Source organism: Pseudomonas sp. GW822-FHT07A10 (assembly GCF_058798795.1).
Map to the genome: position 1 here is coordinate 189,344 of NZ_JBXAKV010000008.1, position 22,788 is coordinate 212,131.

The window sequence follows — 22,788 nt, forward strand, 5'->3', positions numbered from 1 at the left end:
GACACAAAAAAGCGCCCGCAAGCGTAGCGAAGTGGTGACCGTGCCTGATCGCGTCCGTCTGAAATAGAATAATGGCAGTCGATGCAATATTAAAATAGCACTAGTGGTGTTCAGGAAAAAGTTACGGTTTGTTGGAGGAGGTTTATGAAATCCAACTACTACTTTTTCCTGATGCCGTGTAGTAGTGCCGAGTAGTGCGCTATGTGATCATGTACTCGAGTTCATCTTTGTAAGGTAATACAGGTTCATATAGCTGGTGGTATCCTTTTCCGACAGCTCCAAAAAATTGCATAAGTATTGGCGGGTTTTCTCCTATTTCTAATATATGATCCTTCGAAATTCCAGGGTACGGGTCGATGAATACTATTTCCTTTATGCCTAGCTGATATGCTTTTTTTGCACATAGTTCGCAAGGGCTGGCAGTTGTATAGAGTTTTCCACCGAATATTCCCGCCCCCCCCCCATATTTCGCAAGTTGCAGGAATGCATTTTCCTCCGCGTGAAGCGATCTGGTGTGCACCTGGTTTCCGCGTGATTTGTCACTGCTTTCTAAATTGTTTCTAATGTCTTTAAAGCAGTGTGATAGATTTCTGCCATTTAGTTCGCTAATGTTATTTAGTTTGATTAGCTTTTTATTTGCGCTAAATCTGAACTCAGAATTTTGACGTTCGTATTTGCTGTAGGCAATAGTATCGAAATCTTGTATTAATCCATCAAGTGAGCGTAGTGCGCAAGGTACTTGCCCTTTGGCAACATCATTCCAGCCTACCGCCTTAACTGAGCAGTCTGCGTCAGTAACCACTGCACCGACCTGTCTCGATATACAACCTGAGTTACTTTTAGCGGTATATGCAATCTGCATTACCCGCTCCATTGACGTAGGTGATATCAGGCCAGGGTGTAACATCAAAGCCACATACCAAGCTAGCTGTGCTTTCAAGATGTTGTTGTTGTCGAGTTCGTTTCTTGGGTTAAAAATATGGATGTCTGAAATTTCAATGCATTGCTTTACATTCTGACTTATGAAATCAGCATGGCTTATGTTGGTTTTTCCCGATTCGTTTTGCTCGATTTCATACAGTTTGTCAGCTGTGAATTTATGCACATTCTGAAGATAAGAGTTTCTATCCTCATCTGGAGCGTTTATTGATACTAGGTAAAACGCCGAATATCTATCCTTGAAGAAGCGAGCCTCGTAGGGGTTTCTTATGGCATCAAGAACAATCAACGCTCTATCTTTGAGACTTCTGATCGCTTTAATTACGCGATTTATAGTTTCAGGCAAATGGAATACGCTAGAGGGAATAAAGCTATATTCATTGTAGTCTTGATCTATGCATCCAATTTTTCTGATCGAGTTCCCTGCTGCTTGATAGGTGGAAACGTATAATGTGCTGTCAATTTTTTTCATCTCGTTTTTGAAGTCGTTTGTGAATTTTCTGATGAGCTTTAAAAATGAGATAAATTTCTCTTTCTCTTTTTCTGTAAGAAAGAATTTGGTTTCATGGTCTAATAATTTATTTATTAAGGTGCTGAATCGAGAGGTTATTTTATTTTTACTGTATGATCCTGTTTCGAGCATTTCCAATATTGTAGTTGGATTGGCCTGAGTTCCTGCTGATTTTACAATAAACTTGAACACGTCTTCGCTTGGAAGAGATAAAAGATAAGCGGAAATTAGATCGCTGACTTTTATAGAGTAAAAAGCAGTCATGTGTTGCTCAGAAAATTTCCTTACAATTTCATATCTTTTTCCATTAAGTCTATCGTAAAAAGGTTTTCCTTTATAGTTTATAGAGTCAAGCCTAGGGAATTGCGGTTTTAATGTTTCTAATATGTTGGCTGCTGTTGTGCATCCAGAGCCAGTTCTACCTGTAAGGCCGATAACAACAAATTTGCTCCGTTCCAGGAATAAATTAGATATCATGTTCCTATTAACTTCTGTCATAGATACTCCTTTCTAAGTTGTGTATTCCTGGGTAAAAACTTCCTAGCAACCTGCAAATCGAAAAATTCGTTCATGATACCTGCATGAGAAAATTAATGCTAGCAGTCGGCCATCCTTGTTTTGTAATGTCTTTTATACTGTTTTGTGTGGGTTTGTTATTTCAATTTGCTGTAGTGGCGCTGCGAATGATTATGAAGAAGTTTGCCTATTCCATTTTCCATTGCCGCAAGATTGTTGGTCGCGGCGACGAGGTCAAAATGTAAGTGTCTACAATATGAGTCGTTGCAATTTTGAAATGTGCTGATGCTGGCTTTTGGCTCCAAGTCAGTTGTTCTACCAACTAAGCTGTAACGGTGCGTTAGGTATTTATTGGGCGGCAGAATGGAATTACTGCAGTGTTGGTAGTCAACGATCGCCTGTTGTAACTTTCTTATTTGATCTTCTAGCTAGCATCAATCAACGCTCGTTCTTCCAACCAAATCTCCTGAACAAACTGATCCGTAATCGCATAAATCCCATGCCCACGCCGCATGATGATGTTCTCGGCAACCAGCGCAATCACCACCGGTTGAATCTCTTCCACGCGTACCTCACGACCTACAGTCTTCGAATACTCAGCCGCCGCATCGGTGGAGAAAATCCCCCGAGCATCGCCTTCCGTGGATGCGATTTTGTTGAAAATAGCCTGAGCCAGGCTGCCTAACTGCTCCACTTTCTCAAGCTCAATACTGGCCGCTGCCGAGCGCAAAGTACTGGCAATTACCGGGAGAAATAGATCGGGATCACCTTCTTGCTGCATTAACTGCCGCAGCGCCTTGAGCATTTCCTCTGGCCGATTCCCCAAGGTGTTGAACGCTTCAATGGCGACCTCGAGAGACGGTAACTTTTCCTTCTTCACCGTCATTGCAAGGCGGTTGAGCAGGTACTCAACGTAATCCCCTTTCAACACCGGATACGCCGCCGACGTTGCGCCGGAAAACGCCTGGTTTCGCTTTGCAGTCAACTCGCTGACTTGCGCCCGGTGCGATCCCGTTCCGATGAACAGAAAGTAGCCCGGTGTATTCGGGCGCGGATTGATTGCATCACGTGCAGCCTTGAGTGCCAGGAGCAGTTGATTGCCATCGTCGGAGGAAATGGCATGTTGCACTTCGTCGATGATCAGCACCAAATCTGTTTTCGCTTGGTCGACCACCTCAGTCAGCGCCTGTGCCAACGTTGGCCCACCTGTATTGCCAATGCTGTCGAGCTTGAAACCAAACTTGAATCCGCCTGCGCCAATATCTGCGCCGCTAACCCGTTTGAGCATTTCGAGCAGGCTGGAGCCGGGCGTTTGGAGTTCTTCCAGGCGTTGACGGATCGCGTCATGCACGAGCGTCGCAGGATTGGCCAGTGTGTCGCTCCATAAGTCGACGTAAATGACCAGAGCACCCGCTTTCTCCAGGGCAGGGATGAGGTCATTTCTCAGGAATGTCGTTTTACCGGTCCTGCGCAGGCCGGACAGAAACAGACCTGAGCGCAGACCTTCATCGAGAACACCCGGATTGAGAAGCTGATTTGCCATCTGTTCAGCCAGTTCAGGGCGCTGAAAAATGCTGCTCATGCAATTACCTCTTTTTATGGATACGCCATAATTATTAGCCATACATAATTTAGCATAAAGGTTGGGCTCTGATCTGAGGGGGCTCAGATCCACATTATTTTGAGCGTTCAGGGCGGATGGGAAGGCTCACTGACATGTCGTCGGCAGCGACATGTAATCAAGACGTGTCGCTAAAACCGAAAAATAGCGACACGTTACAACTGAACTCATTACACCGCGTAACTAATGATGTTCCTACCCCCACCTTTATCCCCCCAAACCAACCTCTTACATTGAGCTCCACCCACCTACCCATCATCCCGAAGGGCAGGTCACTGGAGACTCATCATGCCTTTTGTCAGCGTACGCATTACCCGCGATGGCGTTACCTCAGAGCAGAAAGCTCAGGTGATCGCCGAAATCACTGAAACCCTGGAACGCGTCCTCAACAAACGCCCGGACCTGACCCACATCGTGATCGAGGAAGTCGACACCGATAACTGGGGCTATGCCGGTATCACCACCACCCAGTACCGCAAGCAACTGGCTGATGCGGAGGGGCAGTCATGACCGCCTCCGTCACCATCGATTTCGTTTCCGATGTGGTGTGCCCGTGGTGCGCCCTAGGTGCGACGGCGCTGGAGCAAGCGATCGAGAACGTGGCGGGTGAAGTCACGGTCGAGCTGACCTTCAAGCCTTTCGAGTTGAACCCGGACATGCCGGCGGAGGGCGAGAACGCAGTTGCGCACTTGATGCGCAAATACGGGCGCAGCGCCGAGGATGTTGCCGCCGGCAAAGTGATGCAAATCGCTCGAGGCGAGGCCATCGGTTTCAAGTTCGATCTGGATAAACGCAGCCACTTCTACAACACCTTTGATGCTCACCGGTTGCTGTTGTGGGCGTTGCAGGAAGGGCGTCAGGTCGCACTCAAGAAAGCCTTGCTACGTGCTTATTTCACCGACGGCCAGAACCCGAACGATCGCGAAACGCTGGTTCGACTGGCAGCGCAAGTGGGGCTGGATGCGGCGAGCGCGCGTGAGGTGTTGGTATCCGGAGCGTTTGCCCAGGAAGTGCGTGAGCTTGAAGTGTTTTACCGCGAGCGCGGGATTAATTCGGTTCCGGCCATGGTGCTGAACGGTCGTCACCTGGTGTCCGGTTCGCAATCGGTCGAGTACTACGAACAGATGTTGAGACAAATGGCGCAGGCGCCTGTTGAAGCCTGATTAATCACTTTTTCAAACCATCATTTATGAGTAGAGGTTCATCATGAGCAATTCGAAAAAAGTCATCGTTATTACTGGCGCATCCCAAGGTCTCGGTGCAGGCATGGTCAAGGCTTTCCGTGATCTCGACTACAAGGTTGTCGCCACTTCGCGTTCGATCAAACCGTCCACCGACCCGGACATCCTCACTGTGGCCGGCGACATCGGCGACCCGGCAGTCGCTCGGCAAGTCATTCGTGAGGCGATCGCACGTTTTGGCCGCATCGACACCCTGGTCAACAACGCCGGGATCTTCGTCGCCAAACCGTTCACTGCTTACACCCCTGAAGACTATGCCGCGGTGCTGTCGGTGAACCTGAATGGTTTCTTCTACATCACCCAACTCGCGATCACCGAGATGGAAAAGCAGGGCAAAGGCCACGTCGTCAACATCACCACCAGCCTGGTGGACCACGCCATTGACGGTGTGCCATCGGTACTGGCTTCGTTGACCAAAGGTGGCTTGAACGCGGCGACCAAATCCCTGGCCATCGAGTACGCCAAGCGCGGGATTCGAGTGAACGCGGTTAGCCCCGGCATCATCAAAACGCCGATGCACGGAGAGGAAACCCATGAAGCGCTGGGGAGTTTGCATCCGGTTGGGCACATGGGCGAGATCAGCGATATTGCTCAGGCTGTTGTGTATCTGGACAGCGCCAACTTTGTCACCGGGGAAATTCTGCACGTTGATGGCGGGCAGAGTGCGGGTCACTAAGACCTGTTTTTTAAACATCAGAAACAACAAAGCCCTCGCGTTTTTGCGAGGGCTTTGTTTTGTATGGTGCACGCTTTACCAGCACGTGCATCATCCGAAGATCGTCTCTTAGCCAACCCGCCAAGTCTGATAACTCCAGGTACTGAGCGGTGCGTCATTGCGCCCGAAAAGTCTAAATCCATCCTGTTGTTTCTACGATGGTTAAGAGTTCATTTGCTGAAGTCGTGCTGCAGCCGGCTCTGGCATGGCCGCCAGCGAACTAAACTAGTTATATCTCTATAGAAGATGTCTCTACAGAGGTAAGGAGGTGTCAAATGGCCATTCGTGATACCTATCAGGAAATTGAACAGACCCTGGGTCTGGTACCGGAGTGGATCAAGCAGATGCCGGAAGGCGGAGCGATCGGATTCTGGGGCGTGGCCCGGGATTTTTGGCTGGCAGATACCAAGATTCCTAATAAGTACAAGGAGTTGATAGGTCTGGCGGTGTCCGGGGCGACTCGTTGCAAGTATTGCGCCCTGTTCCATACCGAAGCCGCGCGCTTGTTTGGCGCGAGCGACGAGGAAATTTCCGAAGCCAGCTTTATGGGCTCGCTGACCATGATGGGCAGCACCTTTATTAACGCCCAGCAGATCGACTACGAGCAGTTCCGGCAGGAAACGCTGAGTATCGTCCGGTATGTCAAAGATCACTCGCAACCCAAAGCCGCATAAGCCGTTGCGAGAACCTGCCCTTCGCCAGCTGACGAAGGATAAGTTGATTGCAATCACCAGCGGTGGTCCCAGGACCACCGCTCGGTGGCAAGCGGCTGTGCTGCGAGCCATCAGCGAACTCATGCAATCCAGCGATACCGCCCGCGAAGAAAACCAGGACCTGCGCATCCCCTTTGCCAAAGCACTCCACGACCTCTATGCGGGACAGAAGTCCGACGCCGAGTTAACGGAAATGGTGTTGCTGATGCTGGAAGTGGAAACCGCCCCTTTTATTGGCAAAGAGCCCCAGCCAGGAGCGGCATCCGGGAACGATGGCCTCTGAGAAGTGGAAAAGGGGCAACGTTATTTTCCCAAATGGAAATCGTCGTATCCCTGGTTTGAGCAAAAAAGTCCCGCACGATTTGAGCTTGCTGACAACGTCAACCTATAGTGCTGTGCTGGAGTTGCAAAGGATGCTCCAGGCTGATGATTTTCTTCCCAGGATGGATATTTACCCAATGCTCAAGTTCAATGCTCATCTCGGCTTCCAATTCAATGAATTGCCTTTTCTGCAACGCATCGAAGCAGCCGCTGCAGCTGGTTTTCGGGCGGTAGAGTTCCCATCACCCTATGAATTCGATGCCAGTCTCCTGGCCGACCATCTGGCTCAATACAGTCTGCCGTTGATTCAGTTCGCCGCACCGGCTGGTGTTACCAAAGGCATCGCTGCCTTGCAGGGCAAGGAGGAAGAGTTTCGCAACGGTTTGCTCCGGGCCGCCAGCTATGCAAAGGCGCTGGCATGTTCGGATGTCCACATTATGTCTGGTGTTACGACGCAGGATGATGCAGGACGTGTCTTCGGGAGCAACCTGGAGTATGCCGTCAAGTACTTCGAGGATCAGGGGTTGCGGCCGCTTATCGAAGTAATTTGTGCGCAGGAGATGCCGGGCTATTACATGTCTGACTTCAGCAAGGCGCAACAAGTGCTGGAAACCTTCCCGAGTGTCGGGCTGATCCTCGATCTTTACCATGCCCAGCTTCTGACTGGAGACGCAGCAGATGTTCTGGCTCGGTTTTACGACAGAACGGTTCATGTGCAAATTGCCGACTGCCCGGGGCGTCACGAGCCGGGAACGGGGAGCATCGACTTTGCAGCCTTGTTCGCAGCGCTGCAGCAGCGTGGCTACACAGGATGGATCGGGTGTGAATACCGGCCTTCCGGTTCTACCGTGGCGAGTCTTGACTGGATTAGGCAGTTAAGTGCTTAGCGCTGAAGTGAAATTGTGATGGGGCGGTGTGCAAGTAGATTTGGCGCAGGGGAGGTTAAGACGGTATCTACAAGGGCAGTTTTTATAGATGCCAGAAACAACAAAGCCCTCGCATTTCTGCGAGGGCTTCGTTTTGTATGGTGCGGCACCAGACGAACGGTAGCTATCGGCGGGGCTAGGTTTTCTGCGGGTCTGGAATTCGGTGGAAAATTTGGCGTACCCCAAACGGTAACTATAAATAAATCAGCTGGTTATGGCCTTTAGTGGAATCGAATTCGGGATTTATAAGGTATCAGAACGCTATAGGCTGACAGGTAGATCATCCAGAGTAAGCATGGTAAGCATCGTGGGTTCGAATATTGCCGACGGGATGTGGTTTTTGGATCTTACCCCTGTTTGGTACCCAATTTTTGGATTTTAAATTTAAACTTCATCACCACAACCGGCGATACACGAGCGGAGTGCAAGCCTATCAAGCCAATGTTAGTTATCCTTGCCTGCTCCACCAAATCATAGCAATTGACCAAAGAAGTTTTCTCAGCGAGCATCGTATGGCGCAGCGCGATTTCAAAAGAAAAATGCTGCATTTAGGGCCAAATCTAGTTCAAGGAATAAATCGTGGATAACGAAAGTGGGGTAATGGCAGCCTTTGTGCGTAACGTCGAAAATATAGCTAAGGCCAAAGGGGTAAACTTTTGGCATTATCCCACCGGCGGGCAGGATAGGAAACTGCTGGGGGACACAATATTTACCAACTCAACCACGTACAGCCTAGTCGAGTTCAAGGATACAATACATAAGGCCTCGTCCGAGGTGCACAAAAAGGATAGAGTATTGGCTGTGTGTGAGGCGGTATTTTCTAACAAGATCATGTGCCAACTGCACGATCAATGTCATTTCATTGCAGGCGATGATTTAAAGACTTCTGAACAAGTTCTGTTTATATATCGCCATGCGGTTTGCAATCGCGAAGTATTCGCTGAACCTGCTGAAGCGCATTTACCCTACCTCAGCTCAAACATTAATGAAAGCGGCAGAATATATCTTGATGAGTATGCTAGTGATATTTTCTCATCGACGCCAGCGTATGCATTGAGCGTGACCGAATTTGGAAAATATTTGAAAGTGCTTGTGGATGCGACGACGGGAGGTCGGAAAGGAATTGAGGTATGCCTTGTCGCTTCAGATGTTAACGACCAGAATCGCTGTATATCGATTCGCTTCGATGATGTTCTTGATTTGCATAAGTGGGCGCTAACAAAACTGTATAAAACGCCTTCCCTTAGTCAACAAGGAAGAAAATCAAAAGCTAAGCCGACCAACAAAATCCGACTTTCTAGTAGTAATGATTTCGATGATGGGCCGTTGTGAGTGGGGCGGCTTTTATTGCTTTAATATTTCTCCCGGATGCAGTATAAATCGCAGTTTAATCGCTCCGGGATGACGGCACTCGCGCTACGTACCGCTTATTAATTTATTTCTGTTTTGTCGATGGTCTAAGCTTTTTATATGGTTCTACTAGTTGTTGGTCTCTGCGGTTTGGGACGGATGACGACTCGCAAAGGCTTGGCGTGTGATATCATGATTTTAATTTAATTGGTAACTTTGCAAAGGGGCAATGTGTGACAAAACTAGCTGATGATTTCGGTAAGGAGCGTAGTCTTCTTGCGATTAGCAGCATATTGATATTTTTTACCGTTGTTTTGAAAATGGATTTCGATTTCCAATTGCCGTTTGTTAGTGCGAAGTTGGTATCTAAGGATAATTGGTTGTTGTGTTTGTTGGTGTTAAGTTTTTATTTTTCTTTTAGAACTATCTTGGAGTGGCTCAAGTCGGATGGCATTGCTAGAAGCGAATTCTCTAATAAGGCGGATTTTTATTCGTCTCTGGTTTTTGGTGTTGGGGCGATTATTGTAGCTGCCAAAGTTGTTTTTGGGCATTTGGCTGTGTGGGATTTACCATTTTTCCCAAGTATGGCGATACTGATAATTGGTGAGGTGATTTCTGCGACGATATCGGTGGCGCTTGAGTCTTTGGCTTATATCAGAACGCGAAGTAAAGCCTATGCCGCTGGTTTGCCTAGAATACCTATCGCCACTCGTGGGACGCTATTAATTTATATCCCGTTGGGTTTTTTGCTTTTTTTCGTGGCGTATTTTTTAACGAAATTTTTCGGTAACGATGCTCTTCGTGATGTTTGGTTGTGGATAATAGCTACGCCGATTTTAGTGCATGCTGTTTTTTTGGCTAAATTCTTCTTATTTCCTGATAAGATGAAGAGGAAAAAGCTGCAGTTAGTATTCGATCAGCATGATGCCGCGTATCAGGTCTATGGTTATGATCGTCGTGCAAAAGCAAGTTGTACGGATTTGTACCAGGCCACTGAAGAGCGGTCGTTTGATAAGGTTCGCGAGCTTGTTGAGCATGGGGCTGATCCTAACCGTAAGGAGCAGCATGGGTGGACTCCCTTTATGTTAAGCGTTGCAAATGGCGATCGTGAAATAGTTGACTTGTTTTTGCGGTACGGTGCGGATGTTAATGTTGTTAATAATTTGGGGCGATCTGCATTAAATTTTGCTAGTCGATACGGGTTTCTCGATTTGGTAGAGAGGTTGGTGTTTGCAGGTGCAGATATCAATGGATCCGTCGGTGGATATAATGGCTCACCCCTTATGGCTGCTATAGAAAACAGGCATGAAGATGTTGCCATGTTCTTGATTGAGAACGGCGCAGATGTAGGTCTTGTGGGTCCACGAGATAAAACCGCTTTGCGTTGCGCTGAAGAAAATGAGCTAGGTCAAATAGCTAGCATGATAAGAAATAACTTAAATCGTGGTTAAGGGATGTGAAACGAAAATCGGGGACAGTTCACGACTAATTTAGCGTGGTCTGTCCCAAAATTACGACCAAATTACGCTCGAGGCCTTCAATGCTGCCGCCCGCGCTGACCGGGCAAACCATGAACACCGCAATGTCTTGGCCTCGCTGGCGAACATCAGCCGAGTGATGAACGCAAGGGCGTTGAGCCCTTGAGTACGGAGCGGCCATGAAGACGCTCCGTATTGCCAATCAGGCTTGCAGTCCGTGAAGCAATTACTGGATGTTTTGCTTACGCCAGTTATCTACCGCAACCGACAGTCGCTTGTCTTTGACCGGCTTTTGCCATTCATCCCAGAAATTGACCGTGCCGCTATTCGGTTTGTTTTTCGGTTCATCGATTCTGATTCTGCTTGGCAGCAAGCTCGCATCGCCAACAACCAAGGCCTCGCCTGTATCGAGGGTCGGCAGGATATCGCTGAACCCACCAAGGCTATCGGGAAGAAGTCTCTTGATAACGCCCTGATCCTCGGCGTTGGTCAGCCGCATGGATACGAAGTTGCTGCACTGGCTGAGCATCGTCTTATTCACTTCGGACGGACGCTGGCTTATCACGACAAGACTGACACCGTACTTACGGCCTTCTTTGGCGATGCGCTCGAAAATGTCCAGGGAAATATCGTCAGCTGATTCCGCCATGCTTCGTTGGGGCATGTAGAGATGCGCTTCGTCACATAGAAGCGCAATAGGATGACGCAGCTCAGATGGCGTCCACTGTTGGACGGAGAATGTAACCCGCGCGACAAGGGAAACGATCAGCGGGAGAACGTCTGATGGAACCTCGGAAAAGTTGATGATCTTGATACCAGCTTTGCCATTTTCTCCAGAGCTGCCGAGCACGGCAGTGGTGAACTTGTCAAGCCAGGAAAAATCCAGAACGTCTCCACCGCCATTGAACATAAAGCCAAGGCGCCGATCAGAAATTTTGTTCTCAAGGCGGGAAATCATGCGGGAAAGCTTTCCGTTGAAATCGCCTTGCTTTTCACCGCGAGCGCCGGGAACCATCTCAACGTTGATCTCATTCAACCTACCCATGAGGAAATCGAGATCGAACGGAACTGGGCTGTCGACAGTGAAGTGTTTCAATATATCTGTCTGGTCATTATCTTCCAGGTACTTTTGCTTCGCCTGGTTGATCTCACGCGCCATAATCATGGCTTGGTTGGGAGCATTCTGGTCACTCCGGTCAACAAACATTGATACGAGTGCTTCATACGAAAGTAACCAGTAAGGCAGGTAAAGCACACCGTCATCAATGGTACGCTGAGCCTCAACATCTGCGGGGCCGGCCACCTTGAAGTGCTGAATGCCTTGGCCCACCAATGGCGAGTATTCACCATGAAGATCAAAAACAATGGCGTTAGCCGTAGAGAGCCCTGCCATCTGCTCAATGATCTTGGCTGTCGTCCAGGATTTACCTGACCCGGTGCTGCCGCCGATGAAGGCGTGGCGCTGGAAAAACTTGTTACCGTTGAGATAGGCAACAGCGTGTTCGTCCAGTGTGTATTTGCCCAGTGTCAGGGCATTGCCATCTGCTGAGACGCTAGAGAGCGTACGCATAAAGCCGGTAAGGTTTTCGCCCTCTAGCGAAAAGCAATTCGCGTCAATTTCTGGAACGCTTTCCAGAGTGCGGCGAAAGACGTTTTCTCTTTCTCCATCACGATCCAGCATCGTGCCAATCAGGGCGATTTTGCACAGGTTCAGTTCTGAGGTCTGCTCGCTGATGCCATCATTGGCAATGTCCTCGATGCCACGCTTGCGGGTCACCTGGGTGATGAGGCCGATGAGATGCTGTCCAGGCCTGCTGCTTTGGAGCACGGCCAGATGGTTGACTTGCAACCTTTTGAGTTGGTCGACATTTTCCACGTCCACGATAACGTTTGTCGTATCGACGGAGGCCACCTTTCCAAGCGCGTCTTCATCCCTAAAATTAAATATCGGCATCTCTTCTTCCTACATGATGAGTGACAGGTAACCCTCAAGACTCCATATGTTTTTTTCAACGGTCACTGGAGTCTTATCCAAAGAGGAGTAGACGATGGACTGGTCGTCTGTTGCTCCCCGCTCTATTGCCAGGTAATTCTGCGCCTTGCCGTCAGTAATTAGCTTCCTGGCCGCGTCTGAAAGCGCATAGGTAATAATCGTGATCGGGGTATTCTGACGCTGACATCTCGCCATGAGTTTCGGCTGAATATGCTCGTCATTAAAGCCGTAGCCAATGCACAGGTAAGAGTTCGCCGCAGTAATGGCTTGGTCAGCATTGTTGATGATTGAGCGGTACGGCTCTAAATGCGTCGTTTGATATTTCTGAGTGCCCGGAGTCACGATTTCCGGCTTGTAATTGACAGGTATCCCTTGAATATTTGAAAGGGCCACAATGTCTTCGAGCGGCGATTTAAACCAATCCAGCGAGCCGTGAACCTTCCAGATATTGACTCTGCGGGCAGAATTAATCTCATTCGGCGCGGCCAGTTGCCGGAAAAACCCGTGCGTGAAGCCCGTGTAATGGTGAATCCGCTCCTGATCGCAGGCATATTCGGCGAGCCTGTCGTAATTCGTAGTAACGATGTTTAATTTGGTGAGGCTGCTTTTGAACATGTGGCGCAGCAGTCGGCTCAGCGGGAACATCGCCTGGTCCTGAAGGCTTTCGTTGAAAATGTGAATGTCTTCAGCGTTGATAAGCGACCAGGTTGCTTTGATAATTCTGGAAGTTAGCTCGTCCGTAACAGCCACCCGGTGCAGCGCCGACTCCAGATCAACCCCAGCATCTAAGACCTGGCAGAATTTCTCCCAGGCTTCTATCTCGCCAGCGGATAATCCTGAAATGTCGGTATTTGCGACCAGGTGCTTCGCAAGCGCCCACATGCCAGACATGCCATGGGCAGCCGATGCACCGCTGCCTAGGATGATAAGGGGAGCCTTGTTGTAATAGTCTTGCGCTTGTTTTTCAAAATTCAGGTCTGACAAAATTCTATCCTTGCCGTTTGTGTCGATCCGAAAAAACTACGCCTGCAGCCTATCAGCCTACAAGGCTCAATACCCTTGAGATAATCACCTTACACAATCCTCTGTCAATTTGTGAAAATCCGGGAAATACCACGATTAATTTGGCCTATGCATATTCATTTAAGCTAGGAATCGTGGTATGCCCCCGAAAATCGACAATTTTGAAGATCTTTCAGGCCTTATCGCAGGCTGGCGTCAGCTCTCTTGCAGGGGCTGTAGCCGTTGGATTTTCTGAATGCTAGAAACAACAAGGGCCTGCATTTCTGCGCGCCTTCGTTTTGTATGGTGCGGCACCAGACGAACGGTAGTTTTCGGCGAGACTAGGTTTCTCGCGGGTCTAGATGTTGGTGGAAAATTTGGCTTCCTCAACCGGTAACTATAAATAAATCAGCTGGTTATGGTTTTTATTGGAGTCGAATAAGAATTGCTCCTATCCGATAATTAATATCTTTAATGCTCAGATAACGCTTCCTGAAGTCATGTAATTTCAGCCTTCCAGATTTGCGCTGGAAGCGTTGTCTTATTTCTGTTCGAGATTTCTAGGCTGGCACAAGGCCATTTGGTATGATTGTGGCCTTGCGACTAACAAGGAAGTATGCAGATGGATTTCACGAATGTTTATCTTGGGAAAAGCGCACAGTTCTATAAAATTAAGAAAAAAATAACAAAAAAGAAAATATCTGAAGTATTTAAAGATATATCTTCTGAGAAAATAGGTGGGTTCTTAATAAGAATTATCAAGGAAGAGGTGGTTGTTAATCAAGAAGTTGTTTTATGTTCTGCGGTCGCCTACAAAATTGTTAGTGAACCCTCATTTTTGGATCAGACCGATATTCGTGAGGAGAAGTACGCGTTTGCCTTAATCGTAGAGTACGATTCAGCTGTAGCTATAATAAAGAAGCATGTTTCCTCGCTGGAGAAGAAGTTTTCCGAGTTCTTAGATGAGTTCGAGTATGAGAAATTTACAAATTTCCAAGGGCGAAACGACCCGGAGTATGAAAAAGTTACAATGAGTAACATGGCGATTTCGGATGCTGTCATTAGAAGCCGAGCGTATGAAGCCCGACGGCTAAATGGAATACTTTCGTCGAACTCATCAAGCCGTTCTATACCACAAAGTTTTAGAATAAAGGTGCAAGGGGATACGATTACTTTGACACCTAACGCGTCTAGAGTAACCCTGAGAGATAAACGATCTAATTTAAATGAAGTCGTAAGGTGGGTAATGGCCACGGTGCAGGAAATTAAAAATCTTGCAAACAAAAGCGAGTTCATTAATGGCTTTGCCTCACCTATTACGCTTGAGGAAATTGTCCAAAAAGGTTTCGAGCCTATCGCATTGTTTATTAATCTTGACGAATTAGATGAGCTAATCAGGTCCGGAAACTCCGCATCGGAAATAAAGGTTTTACGCGGTGGAGGTGAGGAGGCGATGTCCCCGCTTCAAATGAAGCGTCTATTCGATTGTTTCAAAACGCCGGCTAAGGTTGTGGCGGGAGGGACGATGGTTTTTAAAGGGAAAGAAGTTTCAGGCGCTGTAACTTTGCAAAAGCGGGTGGCTTCATTCAAATCAAAAATCACAGATAATATTTTGCTGTATATTGAAAATGAACAGAGCATGTCATTGACGAAATATATCAATACCCACAAGCCGTTTTCGATCATGTTTAATACTCCGAAGTATGCCTACTTCGGAAGAGACTGTTTCGAAGACAAGAAATTATTAAATAATTTGCCGGCGGTCTTATCTATATTTAATCCTAACTACGATTTTTCTGGAGTTCGTAGTGAAAAGGAAAAGAATGAGGATAGAAGGTATCCACCAGGTATCGATAAATTTCCTGAGTTATCGTTGTTTCGGAAGGTTGAAGATTTAGTATGCCTGCCTGATGGGGTCACTGTATGTGACGATATGAATGACGAATGGGCTGACCATATTTTCTTTGAACCCAATGCTAATCCTCCGGCGATATCGTTCATACATTCAAAATTTGTTAAAGGTGAAAGTTACGGTGCAAGTAGCTTTCATGAAGTGGTTGCTCAAGGCCTAAAAAATATTGGACGCACATTCGCTGATACCATTGAATTTAGAGAAAAACATGATCGTGATTGGATAGGTTTCTACGAAAACACTCAAATCACTAGAGTCAGAGGCGGAAAAAATTGGACAGATATTGAAAACGCATTAAACGCGATTACATCCAATCAAAACTCAGTGAGAAAAATAGTGTTGGCAACACCATTTTTAAAAAAGAGTGTATTGGAAACTCAATTTAATGAGTTGGCGCAAACAGGGACGTGTCGGCCGCATTATATTCAGTTGATCTGGCTGATCAATACTTTCATTGGTGCTTGTAAGGAATATGGTGTTCAACCTCATATTCTATGTAATCCATGAAATAAAAATATCTGAGAAGGATGCAGGTATGAAATATCAGTATAGTGAATTATCCCCGACGCAATTTGAGACTCTGGTAATTCACGTTTGTTATCGGCTGTTAGGTTTGGGCACTGAAACATTTTCTGATGGGCCAGATGGTGGGCGCGATTCCCGTTTTCACGGAGAAGCAGAATTGTTTCCAAGCAGATCAAAGCCGTGGAAAGGTTTAACTGTGATTCAAGCAAAACATACGCTGGCATACAATAAGAAATTTTCAGACCCTGACTTCTTTGGAGTCGCCTCGTCGGCTGTCAATGGTGAGATTTTAAAGATTAAGGGACTGATCGATAACGATGGTTTAAGTAACTATTTGCTTTTTTCAAATAGAAAGCTTCCAGGCAATGCGAATGAGGCCATCAAGAACTTTATCTCTTTTGAGACTGGCCTCGACAAACAGAATATTGGATTGGTTGGTATCGAGAGTTTTGAAAATTATTTGAAATTCTACCCCGACATTCCAGCTGCTGTCGGTTTAAACCCATTCGAGATGCCTTTGAACATAGAGCCAGATGACCTAGCTAGTATTATAGTAGGGCTTAGTAATGGCTTAGGAGGTATAACTAAACGCGACATATCTACCCGAATATTTAGAACTGATTTTGAAAGAAAGAATGAGATAAATAGTCTTTCTGATCAATATTCTAAGCTCATAAAAAGAAAAATTGAAGACATGTATCTCATCCAGGACTTCCTCGCGATGCCTGAAAACGATGATTTGCAGAGGCTATACTTAGGCGTATCTGAAGAACTGGCTGCGAAAATTATCGCTCTTCGAATCCCTGGTCAGAGTTTTGATGTTGTGCTAGAGAAGTTGATCGAACTGCTGTTGGAACGGGATGTTGAACTAAAAGGGAACAAACAGTTAACCAGATCTATGATGTATTATATGTATTATCATTGCGACATTGGAGATGATGATGTTGCTAATGCCTAATAAGAACTCTCATCCCGATCTCACTGTTCTGGCAGTGTCTGGTTTTTTATTGGGCTCCATTAAGAAGTCTAAATTTGAGAGCTATTCTGATTTGCTAGAAAAGCTTAATTCTTACGATGCTAGGGCAAATATTTTATTTAAACCGAGCTTGCAGTTGCTTTTTCTTTTGGGGTTGGTTGATTATCACCGTAAGAATGATCTTATCGAGTATGTCGGACCATGAAAATTTCTAGAATATATTCAAATTTCGAAAGCGAATTTTCTACTGTTGATTTCCATGATGGTTTTAATGTCATACTTGGTAGGGTTTTTAATAAGACCTTGAAATCGACAGATGCCCATAATTTAGGTAAAAGCAAACTGGCAGAACTTATTGATTTTTGTTTGTTGAAAGGGCGGCACAAGACTTTCTTCTTGTTTGAATTTTTTCCTGTGTTTGAAAAATATGAATTTTACATTGAGCTTAAGCTGAACTCCGGTGAGTTTTTAACTGTAAAGCGCGGAGTATCAAAAAACACTCGAATTTTTTTAAGGAAACACTCAAAAGCTAAACAATGCTTTCGAGGTTTAGAAGATGCGCTCTGGGATTATAGTGATCTTGCAATCGACAAAGCACGCCTTGTTCTTGACTCTTACCTTAATCTCTTGGTTATTGATCCATGGAGTTATCGTGATGCTATCGCTTACTGTCTAAGAGGTCAGGATGATTACACGGATGTTTTTCAATTGGATAAGCATAGAGGGCAACATGTCTATTGGAAACCATATGTTGGACACCTTCTGGGATTTGACTCGCATTCGTTGAAGAGAAATTACTTGCTAAAGAGCGAGGTTGAGGCTCTGCGGGAGGAAATCGCTAAGCTAAAATCCGCTATAGGCTTGACTGCAGGCGATCAAGAAGAAACGATATTGAACCTGCTTGACGTGAAAAAGAATCAAGTTTCTGATTTGGAATGGCAGTTGGAGAATTTTAATTTTGATAGCACTGATGTGCTTTATATTGAAGAACTCGCGGAGGGTATAAATTCACAGATAAGTGATCTTAATAATTTAAGATACTATCTTTCTGCACGGTTAAAGAAACTCAATAAGTCCTTGGCATCGAGCGATGTTAAAATCGAGTTGGACAGTTTGTCTCAGCTTTTCGAGGAGTCGGGTGTTATATTTGATGGTCAGCTTAAGCGAACATTTGGGGAGCTGGTAGAGTTTAATCGTAAAATAACTATTGAGCGTCAAGGGTTTATTTTTCAGCAAATAGGGGAGCTGGAAAGCGAACTTGTTGAAATAGCTAGCTCTATTTCTGAGCTTAGTGAAGAACGCTCAAAGAAATTGGGGTATCTACGCTCGCAAGATGTTTTTTTAAAGTATCAAGAAGTGTCAGATCTTCTTTCTGAACAGAAGTCCTACATTTACGAGCTGAATCGAAGGTTGGAAGTGAACTCTTCTGTGAAAAGTATGGAGGCTGATTGTAGAAAGCTGATTCGAGAAAAAGATGAGGTTGTAGAGAAGATTAGGATGAATCGCGATTCGGTCATCCGGTCGAATGATGGAATCTATAAAGGGATCAAAGAGCATTTTGCGAACTTTGTAACGGAAGTATTAAATAAGGACGGAGTATTAATAACTGAGCAAAATGCTGAAGGAAATTTGGAATATTCGGCTGGTCTTTTAAATGGTCTAGGACGAATAACTGGAGAGAGTGATGGGCATAGCTACAGAAAAATGCTGTGTATAGGCTTTGATATCGCTGTCGCAATGGCGTATTCAAAAATGGAATTTGTGCGGTTCTTATATCATGATGGTGGGTTGGAGACACTTGACGATAGAAAGAAAATTGAGTTTATTGAGTACGTCCGAACAGCATCGAGTCTCTCTGGGATTCAGTATATTTTGACTACAATCGACTCCGACGTGCCAGATGGCGTTGTATTCTCGGAGTATGAACTAGCCCGCGTGCTACATGACGAAGGTAGTTCTGGCAGATTGTTTAATATACCTACTTGGTAGTTTGAGTTAGAGTTTTTTTGTATTATGGCCATTAAGGTCATTGATGCGATAATTTTTTCTGTCAGGGGGGTTAGTGTTTAAGACCCATTTTTTTCCTAGTCGACGAACTATCAGCCTCGAGGTTAGAAGGTAATAGTAATGGGAGCCGGCTGTTTGTTGATTTAGAAACCAGGTGAGATGCTTGTGCTGCTACGTCCATGGATTATCTCGGTACCAGCGATCAGAGATCGCGGCTTGAATGGTCTTTGCTTGGCGTAGATGGCGCTGGCGTGTGGCATGCGACCCTGTCAGGACCCCCACCAGGAACAGCTCCATATCGAATAGTCTGATCATTGTCGACCACCAATGTAGGCCGATACCACGTCGATTCGACCATGCCCCAGTTCATAACTGATTTGTGAGCGTGCCTCTCGATCGAGTTGCAGATCTAGGTGGCTGCATCTGCCGCCGTTGATAGGCGCTAGGTGACAGGTGATCTGCTCATAGCGTTCGCATGCGTAAGCCGCGCGCAGTTCGTGGAAGCCTTTGAGGTTGTTCGTATATAGGAAGTCTCGGACGGGTCGCACGACTCTCCGTTGGAAGTCGAAGTAGCTTTCGTTCGGTGCCAGCAGGTTGCAACTACCGTTGGGAGAGACCTGCTCGGCATAGCTGAGTGCTTCGTGGATTTGAACATTTACCTGAATCCAGCGAGGCGCAGATGCCCCCGAGCGTCCACCCTTGGTACCATCCTGGATATTGATCTTGCCGTAATGTTTGGCTTCGCGCTTGAGGCGTGGTAGGTCGGCCAGAATCGCCTCGCGCAATCGCATGCCAGTGGCGCGTGCCAACTGCATAACGGCTGCGGCACGGGGATTCTGTTCGCAGAGCGCGTCGATGATCCGCTTCACCTGTTCGCGGTCTTGGCCTTGCGGCACTGAGCGACGAACACTGGCCCGCTGCATTCCCAACGCCTTGCTTGGGCTCGGTACTTTCACGGACTGATCACCGCGAAGCGCGGCCATGGTTCGGTTCACGCTGGACAATCGGTTTTGCGCGGTCGCGATGCAGATAGCTCTTTGTGCAACCTGCTGGCGTAAGTGTCCTGCGTAATCCAGTAAGGTCTGCCGATCAATCTGCTGCGCATCGTTAAATCCTGGTCCATCCTCCGACCGACACCACCGAACAAACGCCTGCCAGCGATCACTGTGCGCTTTGACCGTCCCGTAATGCCCACCGCCAAACAGATCTTTCAGCGCTTGCGGCCCCGCATAACTCAGTTGCCGTCCATAGCCAAAATTGCGCCCATCCCGTCTACCGACCAATGCCATGATCGAACTCCTCTCGAAGCCAAAACTTTTAAAACCTTCCCCACGTCATCCCGCCAAGAATGTTGAGTGTTATCAGGGATCAAGGCCCCTGCGACCTGTGAGGGTTGTCCACTAACGCGGGACTGGCGGCTCTTTACGACCGGGAGCTTGGGCATCTCATGATCTGGCCTCCTGAGCACTTCCGAGGAAGTGGGCGGGTGGAGGCAGCACTGGCTGACGAGACCGGTGCTGCGAGATCCTGAGTCGGGTGAAAGCAGTGATGCGATGATCGGGGCATGCCTGACTGTCAGTCAGGTGCAGTCCATTCCGTGGGCTGCGGCACCATCATCTGCATCGCTGTTGCTGGTGACTTCGGTGTTTGTCACGCCGATTGTCACGAGGGGGAATGCCGCAAAGCCTTGTACGAGATGGGCTGCAGCAGCGGTAGGAGCGCCCGTCTCTTTCCGGGAGAAAGAGACGGGCGCAGGTTGGCGCAGTGAAATGGCCAAGCGGAAAGGTTGCTGCAGGGCAGCTGGGTAGGGGGATGTATTTGCCGCAATGGCAACGATCTGAAGTAGGCATCCATCACTCAGTGAGTGACCGTGCGAGCCGCCGGACGCTAATCGCACTTTGGGAGAACCGCCACTGTGTGGCGTAGCCTTAAAGGTTCTGGCTACCTGGGTTGCTGTCAACGACAGCGCTTTGCCCGATCTTTTCTACGCTTGTGGATAATTCGGGTCAAGGCTCGAATTTTCGGGAACTCTGCGGCTGTGGATGAAATTATCCACCGGTGGAAATCCGTGGTTTTCCACAGACAGTTGCGTGAGCTTTAATTTTTTAAGTGAGGTCCATCCAAGCAGGGCGGCTTTGCAGCCCTGTTTGGATGGACCCGCGTGGAAGGGCGGACTGCGGTGATCTCACAGGCTTACCCACGTTTGAATGCGCCACGGCTTTTTTGCAGGGCGGTGATGTTGTCACCGACCGGGTGAGCGAATTCGTGAGGCGTCACATGCCCATGGCGGTTGGCGTCGATGTAGTTGCTCCACCACGCCATGATCAGCCGGCGCTGCTCCAGAAATTCAGCTTTGTGGATATACGCGGCGCGCACGCGGTTGCGTTCCTTATGGCTCATTTGTCTTTCGATGGCTGCGTCGGTCCATAACCCGGACTCCAGTAGGGCGCTACAGGCCATGGTCCTGAAGCCGTGGCCGCACACATCCTTGCTGGTGTCATAGCCGACGTTGCGGAGCATGGTGTTCACCGTGTTCTCGGACATGGGCTTCCAGTACTTGTGGTCGCCCGGTAGCACTAACTCTGAAAAACGACTGAGGCTGCGCAGGCGCTCCAGTATTTCGATGACCTGCGGCGATAGCGGAACCATTTGAATGTCGCCGTTCATCTTGGTCCCACGTGTGGAGTTGCGTACCCCTTCAATCGTTGCGCGCGTGTCGGGGATTTCCCACATGGCACGTTGGAAATCGAACTCACTCCATCGTGCGAAGCGCAGTTCGCTGGAGCGGACGAATACGTGCAGCGTCAACAGGACGGCAAGGCGCGTCAGCTCGCGGCCGTTGTAGTTGTCGATGCGGTGTAGCAGTTCGGGTAGGCGGTTGAGGGAAAGGGCCGGGCGATGGACTGTGCGCGGCGCGTGGATCGAGCCTGCCAGATCCAGCGCGGGATTCATGGTGATCTGCCGAGCCCTTTTGGCCCCGCGCATGATGGTGGATAAGTAGTTCTGTACCCTTAACGCCACATCCATAGTGCCGCGTTCCTTGATGCGCTGGATGATCTCTAGCAGGTCGTGGGTATCGAGTTCGGCGATGGGCCGTTGGCCGATCAGCGGGAAGACGTGGGTACGCAGTCGGCTCATCACGGTTTTTGCGTGTCCTTCGGTCCAGCGACGGGACATGTCGGCGTGCCACTCCAGAGCAACGGTTTCGAAAAGCAGTGCCGCCCGCTGGGCTACGATCTTGGCCTTTTTCTTTTCTTCCATTGGGTCGAGGTTGTCGAGCAGCAACGCTTTGGCTTCGTCTCGCTTACGTCGTGCGACGGAAAGGGTAACGATGGGGTAATTGCCGATGATGAGCGTGCCTTCCTTGCCGCTGGGCTTGGTGTACTTTAAGCGCCAGGTCTTCACGCCATTGGGTTTGACGAAAAGGTACATGCCTCCGCCGTCGAACAGTTTGTAGGCGCGTTCGCGGGTTTTGGCCGTGCGGCATTGCAGGTCGCTGAGGGGGATCGCTAGACGTGGCATAGGGGTACGCGCTCCTGACCGGGAAATCGCAGTACCCCTAACATACCCTCGGGGAAGGGGGATTTTGTTGGATCCCGACAGAGGGTCCTGGAACGAAAAAACCCGCCAAAGGGCGGGTTTTCGGGGCTTCCAGAGCATTCGGTGGAATGCAATGGAGCCTAATGTGGTGCCGGCACCAGGAATCGAACCCGGGACCTACTGATTACAAGTCAGTTGCTCTACCATCTGAGCTATACCGGCGTGTCAGGGCGACGATTATAGCGATTGGGTTGGTTCTGTAAACCCCTGAATTCAGACTATTTTTGCGCAGGCTTTCGGTCAGGCGCGATGCAGTACTTTCTTGAGTTTCTGCAGGGTGCGCCAGGCTCGGCTGTTTTGCATCGCCCGCAGTTGCGCTTCGGCGTGTTCAGCGCGTTGCAGGGCGGCGGGGAGGTGGTTTTTGGTGTTGGTGACGGGGTGGCTGAATTGATGGCCTCTGCAGAACGTCACGGTCGAAGATTTTTCTTGTTCATGGCCGCAC

The 22,788-nt window shown here is 48.1% G+C and carries 18 protein-coding genes, 1 tRNA gene and 2 pseudogenes; 12 read left to right on the plus strand and 9 right to left on the minus strand.

Features of this window, described 5'->3' with window-relative positions; genetic code table 11:
* Positions 1–199: 199 nt before the first annotated feature.
* Together AC1RL4_RS15660 and AC1RL4_RS15665 are read right to left on the minus strand one after the other, a co-directional pair.
* Positions 200–1,948 (minus strand): anti-phage dCTP deaminase, encoded by a 1,749-nt coding sequence (locus tag AC1RL4_RS15660; protein WP_493119663.1) that lies wholly within the window; start codon positions 1,946–1,948, stop codon positions 200–202.
* 442 nt (positions 1,949–2,390) lie between these two features.
* A complete protein-coding gene (locus AC1RL4_RS15665; RefSeq protein ID WP_007939484.1) occupies positions 2,391–3,548 on the minus strand; it encodes an AAA family ATPase in 1,158 nt (385 codons plus the stop codon).
* A 327-nt stretch (positions 3,549–3,875) separates the two neighbouring features.
* Here AC1RL4_RS15665 and AC1RL4_RS15670 point away from each other — a divergent pair, with 327 nt between their 5' ends.
* From AC1RL4_RS15670 to AC1RL4_RS15705, 8 genes are all read left to right on the plus strand, one after another.
* Complete coding sequence (locus tag AC1RL4_RS15670) at positions 3,876–4,097, plus strand: tautomerase family protein (RefSeq protein ID WP_230173982.1); 222 nt, start codon at positions 3,876–3,878, stop codon at positions 4,095–4,097.
* Positions 4,094–4,750: a DsbA family oxidoreductase gene (locus AC1RL4_RS15675; RefSeq protein WP_028939590.1), complete on the plus strand. Its 657-nt coding sequence runs from the start codon at positions 4,094–4,096 to the stop codon at positions 4,748–4,750. Before AC1RL4_RS15670 ends, AC1RL4_RS15675 begins: the two co-directional genes overlap by 4 nt.
* Before the next feature lie 43 nt (positions 4,751–4,793).
* Positions 4,794–5,504: an SDR family NAD(P)-dependent oxidoreductase gene (locus AC1RL4_RS15680; RefSeq protein WP_018929278.1), complete on the plus strand. Its 711-nt coding sequence runs from the start codon at positions 4,794–4,796 to the stop codon at positions 5,502–5,504.
* A 314-nt stretch (positions 5,505–5,818) separates the two neighbouring features.
* Complete coding sequence (locus AC1RL4_RS15685; RefSeq protein WP_007939479.1) at positions 5,819–6,217, plus strand: carboxymuconolactone decarboxylase family protein; 399 nt, start codon at positions 5,819–5,821, stop codon at positions 6,215–6,217.
* Positions 6,183–6,539 (plus strand): hypothetical protein, encoded by a 357-nt coding sequence (locus tag AC1RL4_RS15690; protein WP_225602989.1) that lies wholly within the window; start codon positions 6,183–6,185, stop codon positions 6,537–6,539. Before AC1RL4_RS15685 ends, AC1RL4_RS15690 begins: the two co-directional genes overlap by 35 nt.
* A gap of 175 nt (positions 6,540–6,714) precedes the next feature.
* Positions 6,715–7,464 carry a hydroxypyruvate isomerase family protein gene (locus AC1RL4_RS15695; RefSeq protein ID WP_096481706.1) on the plus strand — a complete coding sequence of 250 codons (750 nt, stop codon included), beginning with the start codon at positions 6,715–6,717 and terminating at the stop codon, positions 7,462–7,464.
* A gap of 618 nt (positions 7,465–8,082) precedes the next feature.
* A complete protein-coding gene (locus tag AC1RL4_RS15700; RefSeq protein ID WP_493119668.1) occupies positions 8,083–8,835 on the plus strand; it encodes a hypothetical protein in 753 nt (250 codons plus the stop codon).
* A 251-nt stretch (positions 8,836–9,086) separates the two neighbouring features.
* Positions 9,087–10,304: an ankyrin repeat domain-containing protein gene (locus AC1RL4_RS15705; RefSeq protein WP_493119669.1), complete on the plus strand. Its 1,218-nt coding sequence runs from the start codon at positions 9,087–9,089 to the stop codon at positions 10,302–10,304.
* 253 nt (positions 10,305–10,557) lie between these two features.
* Here the strand turns inward: AC1RL4_RS15705 and AC1RL4_RS15710 are convergent, their stop codons facing one another.
* The gene (locus tag AC1RL4_RS15710; RefSeq protein WP_493119671.1) at positions 10,558–12,285 is read right to left on the minus strand and encodes an ATP-binding protein; all 1,728 of its coding nucleotides are present in this window, start codon (positions 12,283–12,285) and stop codon (positions 10,558–10,560) included.
* 9 nt (positions 12,286–12,294) lie between these two features.
* Positions 12,295–13,308 (minus strand): SIR2 family protein, encoded by a 1,014-nt coding sequence (locus tag AC1RL4_RS15715; RefSeq protein ID WP_493119673.1) that lies wholly within the window; start codon positions 13,306–13,308, stop codon positions 12,295–12,297.
* A 640-nt stretch (positions 13,309–13,948) separates the two neighbouring features.
* Between AC1RL4_RS15715 and AC1RL4_RS15720 the strand changes: the two genes are divergently transcribed.
* From AC1RL4_RS15720 to AC1RL4_RS15735, 4 genes are read left to right on the plus strand one after another with little or no spacing between them, the layout of a single operon-like run.
* Positions 13,949–15,745 carry a hypothetical protein gene (locus AC1RL4_RS15720; protein ID WP_493119675.1) on the plus strand — a complete coding sequence of 599 codons (1,797 nt, stop codon included), beginning with the start codon at positions 13,949–13,951 and terminating at the stop codon, positions 15,743–15,745.
* 28 nt (positions 15,746–15,773) lie between these two features.
* Positions 15,774–16,721 carry an ABC-three component system protein gene (locus tag AC1RL4_RS15725; RefSeq protein WP_493119677.1) on the plus strand — a complete coding sequence of 316 codons (948 nt, stop codon included), beginning with the start codon at positions 15,774–15,776 and terminating at the stop codon, positions 16,719–16,721.
* On the plus strand, positions 16,714–16,944 hold the full coding sequence (locus AC1RL4_RS15730) for an ABC-three component system middle component 8 (RefSeq protein ID WP_200866307.1): 231 nt from the start codon (positions 16,714–16,716) through the stop codon (positions 16,942–16,944). Before AC1RL4_RS15725 ends, AC1RL4_RS15730 begins: the two co-directional genes overlap by 8 nt.
* Complete coding sequence (locus tag AC1RL4_RS15735; RefSeq protein WP_493119679.1) at positions 16,941–18,728, plus strand: DUF2326 domain-containing protein; 1,788 nt, start codon at positions 16,941–16,943, stop codon at positions 18,726–18,728. The genes AC1RL4_RS15730 and AC1RL4_RS15735 overlap by 4 nt, the downstream gene beginning before the upstream one ends.
* Before the next feature lie 6 nt (positions 18,729–18,734).
* Here the strand turns inward: AC1RL4_RS15735 and AC1RL4_RS15740 are convergent.
* The 5 genes and pseudogenes from AC1RL4_RS15740 to AC1RL4_RS15760 all read right to left on the minus strand — a co-directional run.
* A pseudogene (locus AC1RL4_RS15740) lies at positions 18,735–19,061 on the minus strand (hypothetical protein).
* On the minus strand, positions 19,058–20,035 hold the full coding sequence (locus tag AC1RL4_RS15745; RefSeq protein WP_493119681.1) for an integrase domain-containing protein: 978 nt from the start codon (positions 20,033–20,035) through the stop codon (positions 19,058–19,060). Before AC1RL4_RS15745 ends, AC1RL4_RS15740 begins: the two are co-directional and overlap by 4 nt.
* 904 nt (positions 20,036–20,939) lie before the next feature.
* A complete protein-coding gene (locus AC1RL4_RS15750) occupies positions 20,940–22,268 on the minus strand; it encodes a tyrosine-type recombinase/integrase (protein WP_493119683.1) in 1,329 nt (442 codons plus the stop codon).
* A gap of 164 nt (positions 22,269–22,432) precedes the next feature.
* Positions 22,433–22,508, minus strand: a tRNA-Thr gene (locus AC1RL4_RS15755).
* Between the two features lie 78 nt (positions 22,509–22,586).
* Positions 22,587–22,751 (minus strand): annotated as a pseudogene (locus AC1RL4_RS15760) (FkbM family methyltransferase); the annotation flags it as partial.
* Positions 22,752–22,788: the final 37 nt, after the last annotated feature.